Origin of the sequence: Hamadaea flava (genome assembly GCF_024172085.1) — a bacterium.
Taxonomy (GTDB): Bacteria; Actinomycetota; Actinomycetes; order Mycobacteriales; family Micromonosporaceae; genus Hamadaea; species Hamadaea flava.
Genome location: NZ_JAMZDZ010000001.1, coordinates 4,707,598 through 4,725,665, shown reverse-complemented (window position 1 = coordinate 4,725,665; position 18,068 = coordinate 4,707,598). Strand labels below are relative to the sequence as shown.

Here is an 18,068-nt window from a genome sequence, read left to right as displayed (position 1 = left end):
GATCTAGACCGTCCCCACTTCCGCTGTTTCAGCAGGACGATCCCACTGTTCGAGGGAACTCTGTCACTGTTTGAGGATGAGGCCGTCATTCTCTCGGTCGACGCGTACGGTGTCGCCGTCGTGGATCTCCCCGGCGAGCAGGGCGCGGGCGAGTTTGTCGCCGATCGCCGTCTGCACCAGCCGTCGCAACGGGCGAGCGCCGTACACGGGGTCATAGCCGTGCCCGGACAACCAGCCCAGCGCGTCGGCGGTGACCTCCAGGGTGAGCCGGCGCTCGGCGAGGCGCCGCCGCAGCCGGTCGATCTGGATCTCCACAATGGCCGACAGCTCGTTCTCGCTCAACGCGTGGAACACCACGATGTCGTCGAGCCGGTTGAGGAACTCGGGCTTGAAGTGCGCCCGGACGGTCGCCATCACCGAGTCCTGCCGCTGCTGTTCGCTCAACGCCGGATCGGCGATCGCATGTGATCCCAGGTTCGAGGTCAGGATCAGGATGGTGTTCCGGAAGTCGACCGTACGCCCCTGGCCGTCGGTGAGCCGTCCGTCGTCGAGCACCTGCAACAGCACGTCGAAGACGTCGGGATGGGCCTTCTCCACCTCGTCGAGGAGCACGACGGAGTACGGCCGCCGCCGGACCGCCTCGGTGAGCTGACCGCCCTCGTCGTACCCGACATAACCGGGCGGGGCGCCGACCAGCCGGGCGACCGAGTGGCGTTCGGCGTACTCACTCATGTCGATGCGTACCATGGCGCGCTCGTCGTCGAAGAGGAACTCGGCGAGAGCCTTGGCCAGCTCGGTCTTGCCGACCCCGGTCGGGCCGAGGAACAGGAAGGATCCGGTGGGCCGGTCGGGGTCGGCGACGCCGGCTCGCGCCCGGCGTACGGCGTCGCTCACCGCGGCGACCGCCTCGGGCTGCCCGATGACCCGGGAGCCGAGCGAATCCTCCATCCGCAGCAGCTTGGCCGTCTCGCCTTCGAGCATCCGGCCGGCGGGGATGCCGGTCCACGACGCCACCACCTCGGCGATGTCGTCCGGGCCGACCTCTTCCTTGAGCATCGCGCCGTGGTCCTGCAGTCCGGCCAGCTCGGTCTCGGCCTCGGTCAGCTTGCGTTCCAGCTCCGGGATGCGGCCGTAGCGCAGCTCGGAGGCGCGGCCGAGGTCGGAGTCGCGTTCGGCCCGGTCCGCCTCGCCGCGCAGCGCCTCCAGCTCCTCCTTGGCGGCTGAGATCGCCTGGATGTGCGACTTCTCGGTCTGCCACCGCTCGCTCAGGGCGGTGAGCTGTTCCCGCTTGTCGGCCAGTTCGGCGCGGAGCCGATCGAGGCGCTCGGCCGAAGCCGGGTCGCTCTCCTTCGCCAGCGCCATCTCCTCGATCTCCAGGCGGCGTACCGCTCGCTCGATCACGTCGACCTCGACGGGACGCGAGTCGATCTCCATGCGCAACCGCGACGCGGCCTCGTCCACGAGGTCGATGGCCTTGTCCGGCAGGAAGCGGTCGGCGATGTAGCGGTCGCTGAGCGAGGCCGCGGCGACGAGCGCGGCGTCGGTGATCCGTACGCCGTGGTGCACCTCGTAGCGTTCCTTGAGCCCGCGCAGGATGCCGATGGTGTCCTCGATGGATGGCTCGCCGACCAGGACGGGCTGGAAGCGCCGTTCGAGGGCCGGGTCCGCCTCGATGTGCTCACGGTATTCGTCGAGCGTGGTCGCGCCGACCATCCGCAGCTCGCCCCGGGCGAGCATGGGCTTGAGCATGTTGCCGGCGTCCATCGAGCCTTCGCCCTTGCCCGCGCCGACCACCGTGTGCAGCTCGTCGATGAAGGTGATGATCTGGCCGTCGCTGCCGGTGATCTCCTCGAGGACGCTCTTCAGCCGCTCCTCGAACTGCCCCCGGTACTGCGCGCCGGCGACCATGGCCCCCAGGTCGAGGCTGACCAGCCGCTTGTCGCGCAACGACTCGGGGACGTCGCCGGCGACGATGCGCTGGGCGAGGCCCTCGACGATGGCGGTCTTGCCGACGCCGGGCTCGCCGATGAGCACCGGATTGTTCTTGGTACGCCGCGAGAGCACCTGGATGACCCGCCGGATCTCGGCGTCGCGCCCGATGACCGGGTCGACCTTGCCCTCTCGGGCGCGGGCGGTCAGGTCCATGCCGTACTTCTCGAGCGCCTGGTACTGCTGCTCGGGATCGGGACTGGTGACCCGGCGCTCGCCGCCGCGGATCGTCGGGAAGGCGGCGACCAGCTGCTGCTCCGTCGCGCCGTGCTGCTTGAGCAGGTCGCCGACGGCCCCGCCGACCTGGGCGAGCCCGGCCAGCAGGTGCTCGGTCGAGACGTATTCGTCGCCGAGCGGCCGGGCGATCTGCTCGGCGGCGTTGAGGGAGTTCAGGAACTCCCGGGACAGCGTCGGCTCGGCGACGCTGGAGCCCCGGGCCGTGGGCATCTGCTCGACCGCGCGGGCGGCAGCACGGCGTACGTCGGCGGGGTTGGCCCCCACGGCGCGGAGTAGCCCGGCGGCGGTCGAACCGCCCGTGTCGAGGAGGGCGAGCAGCAGGTGCCAGGCCTCGACGACGGCGTGTCCGCGCTGCCCGGCGATGGCTACCGCACCGGCGATGACTTCCCGGGATTTGGTGGTGAGGCGTTGAGTGTCCATCGTGGGTTGAGTCTAGTCGACTCAACTTCAGGGCGCTACATCGCGGGTCCCTGGAATGGGTTCGTGAATGACATATAACGGCTTGGCATCGGAAATGCCGTGTCACCGAGCCAGCACGCTACGGTGTCGCCGCAGCATCGCGGCTGAGCCAGGAAGGCCCTTCCTCGGGAGCACATGGTGAGCGTCCAACAGGCGGTGTTCCGCGGTTTCGTGAATCCGGTCGATCCACGGCCGGCGGAGTTGCGCGCGTGGGCGTACTCGCCGGACTCGGTCCCGTTGCAGACGCTGCCCCCAGACTGGGACCTGCTGGTGTCCAACGATCGGCTCATCGATCCGCTGTTCGACCTGGCCATGGACCCGAGCTGCCCCGCTCGCCGATTCGCCCTGCACTGCGTCTACATCTACGCCGCCGACGGCATCCGCACGAGCTTCCGGGCACACCCGCGCAAGAAGCTGCGCAAGCTGGTCGAGATCGCCGAGGAAGAAGGCGACGAGCTGATGGTGACCTGGGCGCACAACACGCGGATGCTCATGGCGCGCCAAGAACTCTTCGAATACCACGAATGGTGCGAGGGGGGCCTAGTCCGCTCCGGCCGTCGGCTCTGAGGGGCACCCGTCATTCGGCCCCTGGCGGCGTTGCTCGCCACCTTCCCACCCACCCGCCCCTGACGAAGAGGCCCTACGGGCCAACTGCGCTCAAGCCAACGGCGGTGGCGTGCGCCTTGCCAGGAACCGAATGTCGGGTGCCACCGGGGCTAGATCAAAAACAAGAGCAAGATCGAGATCTACCTTTGGGGCTTCCAGACGACCAAGGCGTTCGTCTGGCGGGGTGAGGGTAGGAGGTCGCGGCGGGGGAACGGCGACATCGCCTCCAACTCGGCCACCCGCTGCAGGGCCGCCTGGGCGATCTCCCGCAGCTCGTTGACCTGCTCCTCCAAGTGCGCCACGAGGTTCTCGAGGTCGATGATCCGCTTGATCCCGGCCAGGTTGACGCCCTCATCCTGGCTGAGCCGCTGCACCTCGCGCAGCAGTTGCACGTCGCGGAGGCTGTAACGGCGGCCGCCGCCGGCCGCGCGGCCCGGCTGGACGAGTCCGAGCCGGTCGTACTGCCGCAGCGTCTGCGGGTGCATCCCGGCCATCTGCGCCGCCACGGAGATGATGAGCACCTTGGCGTCGATCTGGATCTCGGTCTCCCGCCAACCAGGGTCATCCATAGTGGACCTCTCCCTCGCTCGGCTCCCGCAGGTGCACGTCGAGGTGCTGACGGGACGGACGCGGCGCGAAGTGCGCGTAGTTCTCCAACGCCGCCCGGGCGTCGGCGGTGAGGTCCTTCGGGACCTCGATCTCCACGGTGACCAGCAGATCGCCGGTCCGGCCGTCCTTGCGGGCCACGCCCTTCCCGCGTACGCGGAGCGTGCGGCCGCTCGGCGTACCGGCCGGGACGCGGAGGGTCACCGGGCCGTCGAGGGTCGGCACGCGGAGGTCGACGCCGAACGCCGCCTCCCAGTAGCCGATCGGAACGGTCAGCGTCAGATCGTCGCCCGAGCGGCCGAAGATCGGATCCGGGCGTACGCGCGCCAGGACGTAGAGGTCGCCGGCCGACCCGCCGCGTTCGCCGGGTTCGCCGCGTCCGGCCAGCCGGATGCGCTGCCCGTCGGCGACGCCCGCCGGGATGCGGACGTTGAGCGTACGCGTCTTGGTGACGCCGCCGGTGCCGTGGCACTCGTGGCATTTCTCGTCGACGACCGTGCCGACGCCCTGGCATTCGCGGCAGGGCTCGGAGAAGCTGAACGCGCCCTGAGCCCGGGGCACGAAGCCGCTGCCCTGGCAGACCGGGCAGGTGCGGGGGAGTGTCCCAGGACGGGCACCGTTGCCGTGGCACACGTCGCAGACGCCCGGCGAGCGTACGGTGACGGGCTTGGTGGTGCCCTTGACCGCCTCGCGGAACTCCAGGATCACGTCGGTCTCGACGTCCCGGCCGCGGGCGGGCCCCCGACGGGTCGCGCCGGGCGCGTTGCCGCCGGAGAAGATCGTGCTGAACAGGTCGGAGAAGCCCGCTCCACCGAATCGGGAGTCGCCGCCGAACACGTCCTCGAAGCCGCCGGGCGCGGTGTAGCCGCCCGTGCGGGCACCCCGCCGGAACGCCCCGGCCTCGAAGAGCGAGCGCATCTCGTCGTACTCACGACGCTGCTTGTCGTCCGACAGCACGGCGTACGCCTCGGACACGCTCTTGAAGCGCTCCTCGGCCTGCGGATTGCCGGGGTTGTGGTCCGGGTGGAGCTCGCGGGCCAGCCTTCGGTACGCCCGCTTGATCTCGTCGGCGGTGGCGTTCTTCGCCACCCCGAGCACGGCGTAGAAGTCCTTCTCCAGCCAGTCCTTCGAGGTCACCGGTGCCCGTCCTCCCTTCTCGCCCCGACCTGTGCGTGCGGGTCCCGCCGTCGCCGACGGGACCCGCACGATCCCCGTGCTAGTTCTTTACTCCGGTGGCGCGGCGACCGCGACCATGGCCGGTCGCAGCAGCCGGTCACCCAACATGTAGCCGCGGCGCATGACGTCGATGCAGGTTTCCTCGGTGACGTCCGGCGACGGCAGGTGCGCGACCGCTTCGTGCAGGTTCGGGTCGAACGGGTCGCCCTTGGCCCCGAACGCGGTCAGGTTGAACTTGCCGACCACCGTCAGCAGCTGCTCGGCGACCGAGCCGAACGGGCCGGTCAGGTCGCCGTGGTCGCGCGCCCGGTCGAGGTCGTCGAGCACCGGCAGCAACGCCGCGAGCACGCCGGCCACGGCCACCTCGGACGCGGTGGCCTGATCGCGCTTGACGCGGTCGCGGTAGTTCTTGTACTCCGCGGCCACCCGCTTGATGTCGACCTGAGCCTCGTCGAGCTGCTTGCGCAGCATCTCCAGCTCCGCCCCGAGCGGTCCCGAGTCGTCCTCCTCCTCGGTGGTGGCCGCCTTCTTGGCCGGCGCCTCCTCGGGCTCAGCGGGCGGGGTCTCCGCCTTCGGCACCTCTGCCGCTTCGGTCTCCGGTGCGGCCTCGGCGGATTCGTCCGCCGAGGTGTCCGCAGCCGGAGCGGCCTCAGCCGCCGGCGTCTCCGCATCAGCGGCCGTCGTCGCCTCCGACTCCGCGGCAGCCTCCGACGTCGCCGCGTCCGCGGCCGGTTCGGTGACGGTCTCGGCGGTCTCCGCCGGCTCGGTGCTCTTGGCGGCCGAGTCTTCAGGCGTAGGCATGGTCGCTCCGTCCTTCTGCGACGCGGGCTTGTCCTTCCCCGCCGCGTCTCCCATCGGAGTGATCTTCCGCTTGTCCCGGATCACGATTCGCTCGGCAGCCCCGGCGGACTGCTCCGCCGGGGTCTTGCCGTTGCTGTCGGTCACTTCTTCCCGTCTTCGTCGATGATCTCGGCGTCGACTACGTCCTCCGGGCCGCCCTTGGCCGCACCCGGGCCGTCGGTGGACTCGCCGCCGGCCGCCGCGCCCTGGGCGTTCTGGCCGTAGAGCAGCGAACCGGCCTCCGAGGAGACGCGGGCCAGGTTCTCGTGCGCCGTCTTGATCTTCTCCAGGTCGGTGCCGCCCAGCGCCGAACGCACCTCGGTGAGAGCGTCGTTCAGCTTGTCCTTCGCGTCGGCGGGGAGCTTGTCACCGCTCTCGGCGAGGAACTTCTCGGTCTGCCACTGGAGCTGCTCGGCGACGTTGCGCGTCTCGGCCTCGTCCCGGCGACGCTTGTCCTCGTCGGCGTGCTCCTGGGCGTCGCGCATCATGCGGTCGATGTCGTCCTTCGGCAGCGCCGAGCCGCCGGTGATCGTCATCGACTGCTCCTTGCCGGTGCCCAGGTCCTTGGCGTTGACGTGGACGATGCCGTTGGCGTCGATGTCGAAGGTGACCTCGATCTGCGGTACGCCCCGAGGCGCCGGCGGCAGGCCGGTCAGCTCGAAGGTGCCGAGCTTCTTGTTGTACGCCGCGATCTCGCGCTCGCCCTGGAAGACCTGGATGAGCACCGAGGGCTGGTTGTCGTCGGCGGTCGTGAAGATCTCCGAGCGCTTGGTCGGGATCGTCGTGTTCCGCTCGATGAGCTTGGTGAAGATGCCGCCCTTGGTCTCGATGCCCAGGCTGAGCGGGGTCACGTCGAGCAGCAGGACGTCCTTGACCTCACCCTTGAGCACACCGGCCTGCAGGGCCGCGCCGACCGCGACGACCTCGTCCGGGTTGACGCCCTTGTTGGCCTCACGACCGCCGGTCAGCTGCTTGACCAGCTCGGAGACGGCGGGCATCCGGGTCGAGCCGCCGACCAGGATCACGTGGTCGATGTCGGCGACCTTGACGCCGCCGTCCTTGATCGCCTGCTCGAACGGGGTCTTGCAGCGGTCCAGGAGGTCCTGGGTGATCCGCTGGAACTCGGCCCGGGTGAGCGAGGTGTCCAGGTGCAGCGGGCCGTCCGGGCCGGCCGTGATGTAGGGCAGGTTGATGCTGGTGGTCTGGGCCGCCGAGAGCTCGATCTTGGCCTTCTCCGCCGCCTCCTTGAGGCGCTGCATGGCCATCTTGTCGGCGCTCAGGTCGATGCCGTACTGCCCGCGGAAGGTCTTGATCAGGTGGTCGATGACCCGGTCGTCCCAGTCGTCGCCGCCGAGGTGGTTGTCACCGGCGGTCGACTTGACCTCGATGACGCCCTCGCCCAGCTCCAGCAGGGAGACGTCGAAGGTGCCGCCACCGAGGTCGAAGACGAGGACGGTCTGCTCCTTGGTGCCCTTGTCCAGCCCGTACGCGAGAGCGGCCGCGGTCGGCTCGTTGACGATCCGCAGGACGTTGAAGCCCGCGATCTCGCCCGCCTCCTTGGTGGCGGTGCGCTGGGCGTCGTTGAAGTACGCCGGGACCGTGATGACCGCGTCGGTGATGTTCTCGCCCAGGTACGCCTCGGCGTCGCGCTTGAGCTTCATGAGCACCCGCGCGGAGATCTCCTGCGGGGTGTACTTCTTGCCGTCGATGTCGATGGTCCAGTTGGTGCCCATCTCACGCTTGACCGACCGGATCGTCCGGTCCGGGTTGGTGACGGCCTGACGCTTGGCCACCTCGCCGACGAGCACCTCGCCGTTCTTGGCGAACGCCACGATCGAGGGGGTCGTGCGGGAGCCCTCGGCGTTCGCGATGACGGTGGGCTCGCCACCCTCCAGGACGCTGACCACCGAGTTGGTCGTCCCCAGGTCGATGCCGACCGCACGTGCCATGTCGTATTCCTCCAGGTATCAAGCAGGTTCAAGCCGGTTTCAAGCCGGTACTGAAGCTGTACTGAGCCTAAGTTGAGTGGATCGGACTCAATACTGACACATGCGCGCCCATCGTCAAGCCGAGGGTTGAGTCTTTCACAGTCAAGTCACATCGGCGTACGGCAGTCTAGTCTGGTCTGCGTGACTCATGGCGCGGCCCAGGCTCCCCTGCTCGCGGTGGTCGGCGGACCCACCGGCGCGGGTAAGTCGACGCTGCTCAACAGCCTGGTCAGGGCGCCCGTCAGCGCAGCCGGGGTGCTTCGCCCGACCACCCGCCAGCCGGTGCTGGTCTGCAATCCCCGCGACTGGGCGACAGTCCGCCGCCACGGCCTGCGTCCCATCTGTGCCCCCGTGATGCCCGAGGGCATCGCCCTGATCGACGCGCCCGACTCCGACTCGGTCGGCGACGTCGACCGGGCCGCCGCGGATCGCGTGCTCGCCGCGGCCGACCTCTGGCTCTTCGTCACCACCGCGTCCCGCTATGCCGACGCGGCCGCCTGGGCGCGGCTGCGGGCCGCGCGGGAGCGGCAGGTCGCGCTCGGGATCATCCTCGACCGGGTGCCCGCCGGGTTCGCGTACGACATCGTGGACCACATGCGGGAGCTGCTCGGCCCGCCCGAGCCGCCGCTGTTCCTGATTCCGGAGACCCGGCTCGACCGGCAGGGCATGCTGCCCGACGATCTGGTGGCCCCGCTGCGCGGCTGGCTCGCCGCGGTCGTCGCCGGCCCGCCGGCCCCGGCCCAACCGGCCGCGGATCCGGCACCGGAACCGGCTCGGCTACTGGCTTCAGGACCAGCCCAGGAACCGGCCCGGCCGCTAGCCTCCGAACCGGCCCGGCTACTGGCTTCAGGACCAGCGCCGGAACCGGCCCGGCCGCTAGCCTCCGAACCTGCCCCGGAGCCGGCCGACGAGCCGGCAGAACCCGCCGAGGTGCGGGAAACGGTCGTTCTGCGCGAAAAGCAGGACGCGCACGACGAGCCCGGAACGTGGGAAGAGGCGGAACCTGAGGCGGAAACCGCCGATGCCACCTCGGCGGAGGCCGACCCCGCCGACACGGACCCGGCGGATGTGGTCCAATCCTCGACGTCTAACGGTCAGCCGAACGGGCGACCGGAACGGCCTGCGGCTGACATTCCGCAAGGTTCAGACGTCGGGGAGACTGTCACACTATGAGCAGGAAGACCGCCCGGCTGACGCCGGATCGCGCGGGGGGCGCCCAGCGGGCCGACGGCGCACCGACTCCGTCGTCGGTGCACGCGAAGGTCGACACCCTCCGAGCCGTCCTCGACGTGGCGGGCCCTTACCTGCCCGCTGACCGCCTGGCGATCGCCCGCGCGGCGGCGGCTCGCGCCTCGGCGCGCTTGGAGCTGTCCCTCTCCCACACGACGGTGGCGCTGGCCGGGACGACCGGCAGCGGCAAGTCCAGCATGTTCAACGCCTTCACCTCGCTCGACCGGTCGCCGGTCGGGGTGCTGCGGCCGACCACCGCCGAGGCGTACGCGTGTGTCTGGGGCGATCGCGACGGCGGCGAGGCGCTGCTCGACTGGCTCGGGGTGCAGCCCCGTCGCCGGTTCACCCGGGAGTCCGCGCTGGACGGCGACGACGAGGTGGGCCTGCGGGGCATGGTCCTGCTGGATCTGCCCGACGTGGACTCCATCCAGCCCGCGCACCGGGCCGAGGTCGACCGGTTGCTGGAACTGGTCGACGTGGTGGTCTGGGTGACCGACCCGCAGAAGTACTCCGATCTCGTGGTCCACGACGGCTACCTGCGCCGGCTGGCCACCAGCCGGGGCGGCTTCGTCGTCGCCCTGAACCAGACCGACCGGCTGCTCCCGGCCAACCTGCCGCAGGTGGCAGGTGACCTGCGACGGCTGCTCGACGAGGGCGGCCTGACCGACGTGCCGCTCGTGGCGACCTCCGCGACCGACGAGGTGCCCGGTCCGCCGGCGCGGCCCCGGTCGACCTTCCGCAAGCCCGATCCGTCGAAGTCGCCGCTCGCCGCGACCGGTGCCGGGATCGCCGGCTTCGCCGGCATCCGCCAGCTCCGGGAGATGCTCGAACCGTCGGTCGTCGGTCGCCGGGCGGTGCTGGAGCGGCTCGACACCGACCTCGTGGTCGTCCTCGAGGATCTCGCCGAACTGTTCGGCGGGCCTGCCCCGATGGTCAGCCCGTCCGTCCTGGCCGACGGCTTCCACCGAGCCAAAGGCTCGAAGGATCGGCTGGTCGAGGCGGCCGAGCAGTACGCGGAGCACGCGGCCTACGGGTTGCCGAAGGTGTGGTTCGAGGCGATCTCGGAGGCCGCGACCCTGCGGGCCGCCGAGTTGCCCGCCGCGTTGGAGCGCGCGTCCGAACGGGTCAACGCCTTCGACAAAGGCGGCGGCTGGCGCCGGGCGGTCGGCGCGGTGGTTCCCGGGCTGGGCCGCAAGGCGCAGGACGAGAAGGACCGCCGGACGAAGGCCGAGTACGCCCGCGTCGCCGAGTCCTATGTGATGGCACCGGTCCGGGACGTCGTCACGGCGTACAGCGCCGCTCGGGCCGCTCTCATGGACCTGTGACCTGGGCCTGAGAAAATAGCCCGGGTTGGGTACGGTGTGGCGCATGACCATGCCACCCCCACCCCCGGTCGCCGTGGTGGAACCGGAGCGGCCCCCTCGTCCGGCCGTGGTGACCACCGCCGGCTTCCTGCTCTATCTGCTCGCCGCGCTCCAGGTCATCGGGCTGCTCGTCAGCATCCCGACCTACCAGGCGATGGGCGACGTGTTCCCCGAGGTCTACAAGGGCACGCCGATGGAGGACTCCGCCGGCGTGATCATGGCCGTCAGCATCGGCGTCGCGGCCCTCTTCGTCGTGATCTTCGCCGTCGGCTTCATCACCCTGGGCGTCCTGGACCTCAAGGGCAAGCAGCCCGCCCGGATCGTCACCTGGGTCATGGCCGGTCTGCTGCTCTGCTGCGCCGGGGCCGGGACCGCCACCAACGGAACCGGGATGTCGTTCAGCGGTTCGTCGAGCACCAATGGCGTCGACGCGGAGGAACTTCAGCGGCGGCTCGAAGCGGCCACCCCCGGCTGGGTCCACCCCGTCTCCGTCTCCCTGAGCGCGCTGCAGGCGCTGATCGCGCTCGCGGTCATCATCCTGCTGGTCCTGCCGGCGGCGAACGCGTACTTCCGCAAGCCTGCCCCGAACGCCGGGTGGACCCCGCCTTACCCGACCTATCCGACTACCTGACCGGCTGAAACGTCTGCGCCGTCGCATCCCCCCGGGTTAGTTTCGTCCTGTTAGAACTAATTCGGGGGGATGCTTCATGTCGAGCTACGGCCCACCGGCGGTGCAGCCGGCCCGCAAGGCGCCCGCGGTCGTCGTCACCGCCGCGGTCATCCTCGTCGTCTTGGGGGTCATCGGCCTGCTCAACGCGATCGTCAGCCTCGCGTCGCTCGGGTCCACCGTCGACCGGTTCCGCGTACTGGCGCTGCGGGTGGGGGTGTCCCCGCAGAAGATCGACGATCAGGTCACGCAGCTGCGCCTGCAGACTGTTCTGGGCGCGGTGATCGGCCTGCTGATCGCCATCGTGCTGCTGGTGCTGGCGTACTTCCTCGTCAAGGGCAGCAACGCCGCCCGGATCACCACCTGGGTGCTGTGCGGCATCGGCGCGCTGTGCGCGTGCTGCGGCGGAGCCGGGCTCATCTTCCTCAAGAATCTCGACCGGATCACCGTCGAAGGCGATCAGCAGGCCCAGGAACAAGTGGATCTGGCTCGCGCGATGGCGGACGCGGTGCCCGGTTGGCAGGTCGGGCTCGGCGGAACGGCCGCGATTCTCCAGTTGCTCGGCTATCTCGCGGTAGCCATACTGCTCGCGATGCCGGTGGCGAACGCCTTCTTCCGCAAGGTCGCGCCGCCGGTAATCCTGGGTCCGTCCCACCGTCCTCCCGGCTGACGCCGGATCGAGCGGGGGACGGACGCAGCAGCCGACCGTTTCCACGACGTAGAGGATGTCGCGATGGCACCGACCGCTCTGATCACTGGTGCCACGGCCGGCATCGGCGCCCAGTTCGCCCGCGACCGTGCGGCCGCGGGCATGGACCTGATCCTCGTCGCCCGGGACGCTGAGCGGCTCGACGCCTTCTGCGCGCAACTCGCTCAAGAACATGGGGTACGCGCGACGCCGGTCCCGGCCGACCTGACGAGACCGGAGGGGCTGGCCGCGGTCGAAAAGGTGCTCACGACGGAGCCGATCGACCTGCTCGTGAACAATGCGGGACTCGGACTCAACAAGTCGTTCCTTAAGTCCGATGTAGAGGATGAACTTCATCTGCTGAACCTGAACATCGTCGCAGTGATGCGTCTCACTCATTCCGCGCTCCCGAAGATGGTGGAGCGAGGAAAAGGCGCGATCGTGAACGTCTCCTCGGTCGCCGGATTCGCCGCGACAATGCCGGGTTCGACCTATCCGGCCAGCAAGGCATGGGTGACCAGCTTCAGTGAGGCGGTCGGCATGCTCGTCAAACACCGGGGCGTACGCGTGATGGCGCTGTGCCCGGGATTCACGCGTACCGAATTTCATCAGCGCGCCGGGATCGCCGCTCACCAGATGCCGGGCTTCGTTTGGCTGCAGGCTCCGGACGTCGTCCGGCAGGGTATGCGTGACCTGCGAAAAGGCAAGCTCGTCAGCGTGCCGAGCGTGCGCTACAAGGTCGCCGTGGGAGCCTTGAAGATCACGCCGCGGGCCCTGTTGCACCGCATCATGCCGCGCGGCGCGAAGAGTATGGGGCGGACTGTCGGTGACTCCCAGTAAGACTCCCAGGTGGCATGCGGTACAGTCGGCAGCATGTCGGATCGCGAAGACCTCCGTAAATTCATCACTGACCTAGCAGTGGTGCATGGACGGGTGATCCTCTCCTCCGGAGCGGAGGCCGACTACTACCTCGATCTGCGCCGCATCGCCCTGCACCATGCGAGTGCGCCCCTGGTGGGGCGGGTTCTGCTGGACCTGGTCGCCGACTGGGACTACGACGCGGTCGGCGGGCTGACGCTCGGCGCGGACCCGGTCGCGGCGGCCATGCTGCACGCCAGTGCGGGCACCGATCGCCCGGTCGACGCGTTCGTCGTCCGCAAGGCGGGCAAGGCTCACGGGCTGCAGCGCCGGATCGAGGGACCAGACGTCGCCGGTCGCCGGGTCGTCGCTGTGGAGGACACCTCGACTACGGGGAGTAGCGTCCTCACCGCTGTCGACGCCTTGCGGGAGGCCGGTGCGGAAGTCATCGGCGTTGCGGTTATTGTCGATCGAGGCGCCGGCGATGCGGTTCGAGCAGCTGGTCTGCCGTACCGCGCCGCTTTCACCCTGTCCGACCTCGGATTGAGTCGGTAGCACATCTTTAGACTTGGACCTGCTAATATGCAGACAAGTCAATTGTTCACTTGGAAGGATGGAGTAAGTGGGAACTGCCCTGGTGGATAACCCATTGCCCCCCGTCTCGCCGCTCGCCGGTGAGCCCATCGAGAAGGCGGACGCGGAGCGCCTCGCCGGGGTCCTCAAGGCTCTGGCCGACCCGGCCCGCCTGCGCCTGCTGAGCCTCATCCAGTCCGCTCCGGAGGGTGAGGCCTGCGTCTGCGACCTGACCGCTCCGCTCGGTCTGTCTCAGCCCACTGTTAGCCACCACCTGCGCATCCTGACCGAGGCCGGTCTGCTCAACCGGGACAAGCGCGGTGTCTGGGCCTACTACAGCCTTGTTCCGTCGGCGATCGCGACTGTGGCGGAGCTGTTGACGCCGCCGCGTAAGCGCGCCACGAAGAAGGCTCGCTGAACTTCGTCGGCGAATCGCGCAAACGATTCCGACGAACTACGGCATCACCGAAGGGAGCGCCTGCGAGCGAGGCGCTCCCTTCGTCGTATTCAGATGACTACTTCACCCGGCTGAGATCTGGGTGTTGCACGAAATTCATTCGCCTCTAAGCTGTGGGCTTCGAGCGCGACCGGTCTCCCCACCGGCACCGAGCCGGCCCGGGCCGCGCGACGAGGTGAGAGATGGCAGGGCGGCATCGCCCCCGGCGTGGACCGGGGCAGCTCACCCTGGCGGTAGCCGGAGCCACCGTGCTCCTGCTGAGCCTGGGCGTACTCGTGAAGACAGTGACGGCGGACGCGGACGGGTGCGGGACCAGCACCGGTACGCGGCTCGTCGTCGCGGCTGATCCGGCGATCGCTCCGGCGCTCATCGAGATCGCCAACTCCTGGCAGCAGACCGCGGCCAAGGACGCCGCCTCGTGCGTCAACGTCGAGGTGCAGCCGCGGTCGTCGGCCGAGATGGCCAACGCGCTCGGTACGTACTCCGGTGGCACGGTGGACATCGGGCGCAGCCCGGTGCCCACTCCGACCGAAGCGGATCTGCCGGCTGTCTGGATCCCCGACTCGTCGGCCTGGCTCGGTCGCGTACGCGCGGTCGACCGGGACGCCTTCGATCTGACGACGCCGTCGGTGGCGATCAGCCCGGTCGTCGTCGGCATGCCCGAAGCGGTAGCCCGACAACTCGGCACCGGACCGCTCGACGCCAAGGCCATGGGCGCGCTCCTGGCCGACGGCAAGGTGAAGCTCGGCATGACCGATCCTCGGCGGGACACCGCCGGCCTCGTCGGCGCGATGCTCCTCAAGGACGTCGTCGTCACCCAGGAGTCGGATCTGCCCAAACTCGTCGGCGCGTTCCGCCTGCGGGTCAACACGGACAAGGCGTACGCGGACACGAAGGACCTGTTCGCCGGATTCGCGACCGGGCTCGGCGCGGCGCCGATGAGCGAACAGTCGGTGATCCAGTACAACGCGAGCAATCCGACGGTGAAGGCGGCCGCCGTCCCGCTCGCCGTCGAACCCACATTGGACTTCCCGTACGCCGTCCTCACTCAGAAGACGCCGAAGGTGCGGTCTGCGGCCGAGGCGTTCCGGTCGGCGCTCAGCAGTGAGGCGTACGCCGACGTGCTGGGCCGCCACGGTCTGCGTACGCCGTCGGGCGTGGCCGGTCCGGGCTTCACCGTCGGCCACGGAGTCACCGCGACGCAGGCGCACGTCCAGCCGGTGACCGACCTGACCTCCGTACGCACCGCGCTCAGCATCTGGGTGGCGGCCAAGACGCCGTCGAAGGTCATCACCCTGGCCGACGTGACGTCGTCGATGAGCCTGCCGCTCAACGCCTCCGGGAAGACCCGGCTGAAGCTGATGCAGGAATCGGCGACCCACGGGCTGACCCTGTTCACCTCGGACAGTCAGCTCGCGCTGTGGGGTTTCGCCGGGCGGGGCACCCAACCCCTCGTCCAGATGGGCACGCTGGACAAGGTTCAGCGCCAGAAGCTCGACCAGACCATGCGCGCGGCGCATCTGGCCGGCACCGACGAGTGTCCGCTGTTCGAGGCGCTGCTTTCGGCGTACAAGTCGTTGAAGGCGTCTTATGACCCCGAACGTTCGAACACGATCGTGGTCTTCACCGACGGCCGCAGCAACCTGTCCGGCGGCCTGACGCTGGCGAAGGTGAAGCTGGAGCTGGAGGCGCTCGCCGACGTGGCGCGACCGATCCGCGTGATCCTGCTGGGCATCGGGACCGCGGACCTGACCGAACTGACGCAGATCGCGGAGATCACCGGCGGCGGAGCCTTCCCCTTGACCGACGCGAACCAGCTGGACCAGATCTTCCTGAAGGCGCTGCTGGCGTGAGCCGGCGGCCGGGGTGTGCCCCCGGCCGCCGGACGGTCAGCGCTGGAGCACGAGGTCGGGGTGTGCGGCCGCGAACTCCGGCAGCGTGCCGGTCCCGACCGCCGCGAGCAACTCCTTGCCCTCGGGCGTGATGCCCTCGCCCGAGAGCCCGTTGTCCGCCCCCGGCCCGTGGTACGCGACATAGGTGTTGGCCAACGACATCGGCACGACGTCAGCCGCCGTCAGGCCGCTCAGCTCGCCGGCCAGCGCGATCGGGCTGACGTCGCTGAGGTCGAGCCGCAGGCCCTGGACCTTGAGCAGGTTCGCGAGCCGGGCGGCGTCGGTGAGCACGTTCAGCGTGGCGATCTTCGCCGCGATGCCGACGAGTACGCGCTGCTGGTTGCGGTCCCGGTCGTAGGACCCGTTCGGCAGCCCGTAGCGGGTCCGCATCAGCAGCAGCGCGTCCGCGCCGGACACGGTGTGGCACCCCGCGCCGAGAACCTTGTCGCCCGGCTGCTTCTTCTCCGTCAGACGGAGATCGATCGCCGCCGGCAGGCAGACCTGGACGCCGCCCAGCGCGTCGACGACCTGCTTCACCGAGGCGTACTCCAGCACGGCGCCGCCGTCGAAGGCCGTGCCGGTGGACTGTTGCAGCGTCTTCTCGCTGAGCCGGAGTCCGCCTCGCCATCCGGCGCTGCCCTGCGATCCGTAATAGAACGCGGCGTTGACTTTCTCCAGGCCGCCTTTGTAGTCCGCCGCGGCGTCCGCCGGGATGTTCACGATCGTGTTCCGGTCGATCGAGACTGTGTAGATCTTCTTCCGATCGGCCGGGATGTGCACGATCAAAACGGTGTCGCTCCGGGATTGGTTCTCGCCCCAACCGGCCCGCTTGTCGGAGCCGAGCACCAGCAGGTTCAGGGCTTTCCGGGGCGTGCCGCCCGTCGCGGAGGCGGCGACGTTCACCGCGTCCGCCGGGGTGACTCCGGCCCGCTGCGCCAGCCACACCGGCACCGCGATGGCCAGCGCCACCGCGGCGGCGAGGCCGCCGCTGAGCGCACGCGTGCGGCGCCGCCGTCTCCGGCGCACCTCCTTGTCGATCGACTCTTGCAAATCCTGCACGTCAGGTGCCTCCGCTTCGTGGCGGGCGAACGTGGCCCGGATGTCCTCCTCGTTCACCGTGATCCTCCTGAGACGAGACCCGGGTTCATCCGGGTGCGGAGTGTGGCGAGAGCCTTCGAGATGTAGCCGCGCGCGGTGCCGACGGTGCAGCCGAGCGCCTCGGCGATCTCGGCGTCCGGCAGATCCTCGTAGAACCGCAGGACGAGCGCTGCGCGCTGCTGCCGGGGCAATCGGGCCAGGGCCTGCCAGACCAGGTCCCGATCCGCCGCGCCTTCGGCGAGATCGACTGGTACGCGTACCTCCGCGCCCGCGTCCGAGCGCAACAGGACACGCCGCCACCAGGGACCCCGCCGCCAGTCGATGTACAGGTTGACCATCATGCGTTTGACGTAGCCCTCGGGCGATTCGGCTCGGCTGACCTTCCGCCAGTGCAGTTGAGCCCGCACCATGGTTTCTTGCACGAGATCCTGAGCGCTGTGGGCGTCGCCGGTCAGCATCACGGCATACCGGGCAAATGACGCCAGACGCGTGGCCGCGAACTCCTCGTAGGTCACATCCACCTCCTTCGCCTCAGTAGACGTGCGCACACGGTGAAAGCTTGCCCGGTACCCTTGGTCGGCGTGAAGACGAGTGAGAGCGTGCTGGCGGCCGGTGAGTCCATGGGATTCAATCCGCTCAATCCGATGGACTACCTGGAGTGGATGGGCCCCAACTGGGCGCTCGTCGGCGTACTGGCGATCATCTTCGCCGAGACCGGCCTCATGGTGGGCTTCTTCTTCCCTGGGGACTCGCTGCTGTTCCTGACCGGCGTCGCCGCCTCGTCGGCCGCCCCGGAGGTGATCGGCTGGCAGATCCCGATCGTCCCATTGCTGATCTTCGCGCCGCTCTGTGCCATCGCGGGCGCCCAGTTCGGGCACTTCCTCGGGGCACGCTACGGGCGCAAGATGTTCGACAAGCCGGATTCGAAGCTCTTCAAGCGGGAGTACGTCGAGAAGGCCGAGCACTACTTCCAGAAGTTCGGCCCGCGCAAGGCGATCGTCCTCGCCCGGTTCATCCCGATCGTGCGGACCTTCATGAACCCCGTCGCAGGCGTCCTCGAAGTCCCGACTCGGCAGTTCTTCATCTGGAACTGCGTCGGCGCGATCCTCTGGACCGACGGCATCCTGCTCGCGGCGTACTTCTTCGCCCAGCAGATCATCGATGCCATCGGCGGGCCGGACAAGATCGACAAGTACATCCTGCCGTTCGTCTTCCTCATCGTCTTCGTCTCCCTCATCCCGGTCTTCATCGAGATGTGGCGTACGCGCAAAGAGAAGAAGCGCAACCGGCAGCGCGGCAAGCACGAGCGCGTCTCGGCCTGACCCGTTCCACAGCCCGGC

General features: G+C 69.2%; 17 protein-coding genes. 10 read left to right on the top strand and 7 right to left on the bottom strand.

The window, feature by feature from the left end; genetic code table 11:
- Nucleotides 1-63: 63 nt before the first annotated feature.
- Complete coding sequence (clpB, locus tag HDA40_RS22355; protein WP_253759013.1) at nucleotides 64-2,646, bottom strand: ATP-dependent chaperone ClpB; 2,583 nt, start codon at nucleotides 2,644-2,646, stop codon at nucleotides 64-66.
- Nucleotides 2,647-2,823: 177 nt separating this feature from the next.
- Here clpB and HDA40_RS22350 point away from each other — a divergent pair, with 177 nt between their 5' ends.
- Nucleotides 2,824-3,252 (top strand): hypothetical protein, encoded by a 429-nt coding sequence (locus HDA40_RS22350; protein WP_253759011.1) that lies wholly within the window; start codon nucleotides 2,824-2,826, stop codon nucleotides 3,250-3,252.
- Between the two features lie 179 nt (nucleotides 3,253-3,431).
- On the opposite strand, the gene HDA40_RS22345 is transcribed toward HDA40_RS22350, so the two are convergent.
- The 4 genes from HDA40_RS22345 to dnaK all read right to left on the bottom strand — a co-directional run bounded on the left by HDA40_RS22345 (nucleotide 3,432) and on the right by dnaK (nucleotide 7,862).
- Nucleotides 3,432-3,860 (bottom strand): heat shock protein transcriptional repressor HspR, encoded by a 429-nt coding sequence (locus tag HDA40_RS22345; RefSeq protein ID WP_253759009.1) that lies wholly within the window; start codon nucleotides 3,858-3,860, stop codon nucleotides 3,432-3,434.
- Entirely contained in the window at nucleotides 3,853-5,034 is a 1,182-nt protein-coding gene (gene dnaJ, locus HDA40_RS22340; protein ID WP_253759007.1) for a molecular chaperone DnaJ, read from the bottom strand. The genes HDA40_RS22345 and dnaJ overlap by 8 nt, the downstream gene beginning before the upstream one ends.
- 87 nt (nucleotides 5,035-5,121) lie before the next feature.
- Nucleotides 5,122-6,018: a nucleotide exchange factor GrpE gene (locus HDA40_RS22335; RefSeq protein ID WP_253759005.1), complete on the bottom strand. Its 897-nt coding sequence runs from the start codon at nucleotides 6,016-6,018 to the stop codon at nucleotides 5,122-5,124.
- Complete coding sequence (gene dnaK, locus HDA40_RS22330; protein WP_253759002.1) at nucleotides 6,015-7,862, bottom strand: molecular chaperone DnaK; 1,848 nt, start codon at nucleotides 7,860-7,862, stop codon at nucleotides 6,015-6,017. The genes HDA40_RS22335 and dnaK overlap by 4 nt, the downstream gene beginning before the upstream one ends.
- Before the next feature lie 180 nt (nucleotides 7,863-8,042).
- Between dnaK and HDA40_RS22325 the strand changes: the two genes are divergently transcribed.
- From HDA40_RS22325 to HDA40_RS22290, 8 genes are all read left to right on the top strand, one after another.
- The gene (locus tag HDA40_RS22325) at nucleotides 8,043-9,074 is read left to right on the top strand and encodes a P-loop NTPase family protein (RefSeq protein WP_253759000.1); all 1,032 of its coding nucleotides are present in this window, start codon (nucleotides 8,043-8,045) and stop codon (nucleotides 9,072-9,074) included.
- Nucleotides 9,071-10,456 carry a GTPase gene (locus HDA40_RS22320; protein ID WP_253758998.1) on the top strand — a complete coding sequence of 462 codons (1,386 nt, stop codon included), beginning with the start codon at nucleotides 9,071-9,073 and terminating at the stop codon, nucleotides 10,454-10,456. Before HDA40_RS22325 ends, HDA40_RS22320 begins: the two co-directional genes overlap by 4 nt.
- A 43-nt stretch (nucleotides 10,457-10,499) precedes the next feature.
- Nucleotides 10,500-11,126 carry a hypothetical protein gene (locus HDA40_RS22315; protein WP_253758996.1) on the top strand — a complete coding sequence of 209 codons (627 nt, stop codon included), beginning with the start codon at nucleotides 10,500-10,502 and terminating at the stop codon, nucleotides 11,124-11,126.
- Nucleotides 11,127-11,202: 76 nt separating this feature from the next.
- On the top strand, nucleotides 11,203-11,832 hold the full coding sequence (locus HDA40_RS22310; RefSeq protein ID WP_253758994.1) for a hypothetical protein: 630 nt from the start codon (nucleotides 11,203-11,205) through the stop codon (nucleotides 11,830-11,832).
- A 63-nt stretch (nucleotides 11,833-11,895) separates the two neighbouring features.
- Nucleotides 11,896-12,690, top strand: a complete 795-nt coding sequence (locus HDA40_RS22305) for an SDR family NAD(P)-dependent oxidoreductase (RefSeq protein WP_253758992.1) — start codon at nucleotides 11,896-11,898, stop codon at nucleotides 12,688-12,690.
- 33 nt (nucleotides 12,691-12,723) lie between these two features.
- Nucleotides 12,724-13,263 carry an orotate phosphoribosyltransferase gene (gene pyrE, locus HDA40_RS22300; RefSeq protein WP_253758990.1) on the top strand — a complete coding sequence of 180 codons (540 nt, stop codon included), beginning with the start codon at nucleotides 12,724-12,726 and terminating at the stop codon, nucleotides 13,261-13,263.
- 94 nt (nucleotides 13,264-13,357) lie between these two features.
- Nucleotides 13,358-13,699: an ArsR/SmtB family transcription factor gene (locus HDA40_RS22295; protein WP_372503174.1), complete on the top strand. Its 342-nt coding sequence runs from the start codon at nucleotides 13,358-13,360 to the stop codon at nucleotides 13,697-13,699.
- 221 nt (nucleotides 13,700-13,920) lie between these two features.
- Nucleotides 13,921-15,591: a substrate-binding and VWA domain-containing protein gene (locus HDA40_RS22290; protein WP_253758986.1), complete on the top strand. Its 1,671-nt coding sequence runs from the start codon at nucleotides 13,921-13,923 to the stop codon at nucleotides 15,589-15,591.
- A gap of 36 nt (nucleotides 15,592-15,627) precedes the next feature.
- Here HDA40_RS22290 and HDA40_RS22285 read toward each other — a convergent pair whose 3' ends face one another.
- Nucleotides 15,628-16,746, bottom strand: coding sequence for an LCP family protein (locus HDA40_RS22285; protein ID WP_253758984.1), 1,119 nt, complete (start codon nucleotides 16,744-16,746; stop codon nucleotides 15,628-15,630).
- Nucleotides 16,743-17,243: a SigE family RNA polymerase sigma factor gene (locus HDA40_RS22280; protein WP_253758982.1), complete on the bottom strand. Its 501-nt coding sequence runs from the start codon at nucleotides 17,241-17,243 to the stop codon at nucleotides 16,743-16,745. Before HDA40_RS22280 ends, HDA40_RS22285 begins: the two co-directional genes overlap by 4 nt.
- Nucleotides 17,244-17,309: 66 nt before the next feature.
- On the opposite strand from HDA40_RS22280, the gene HDA40_RS22275 reads away from it, so the two are divergent.
- A complete protein-coding gene (locus tag HDA40_RS22275; protein ID WP_372502912.1) occupies nucleotides 17,310-18,050 on the top strand; it encodes a DedA family protein in 741 nt (246 codons plus the stop codon).
- The last annotated feature ends 18 nt before the right edge of the window (nucleotides 18,051-18,068 follow it).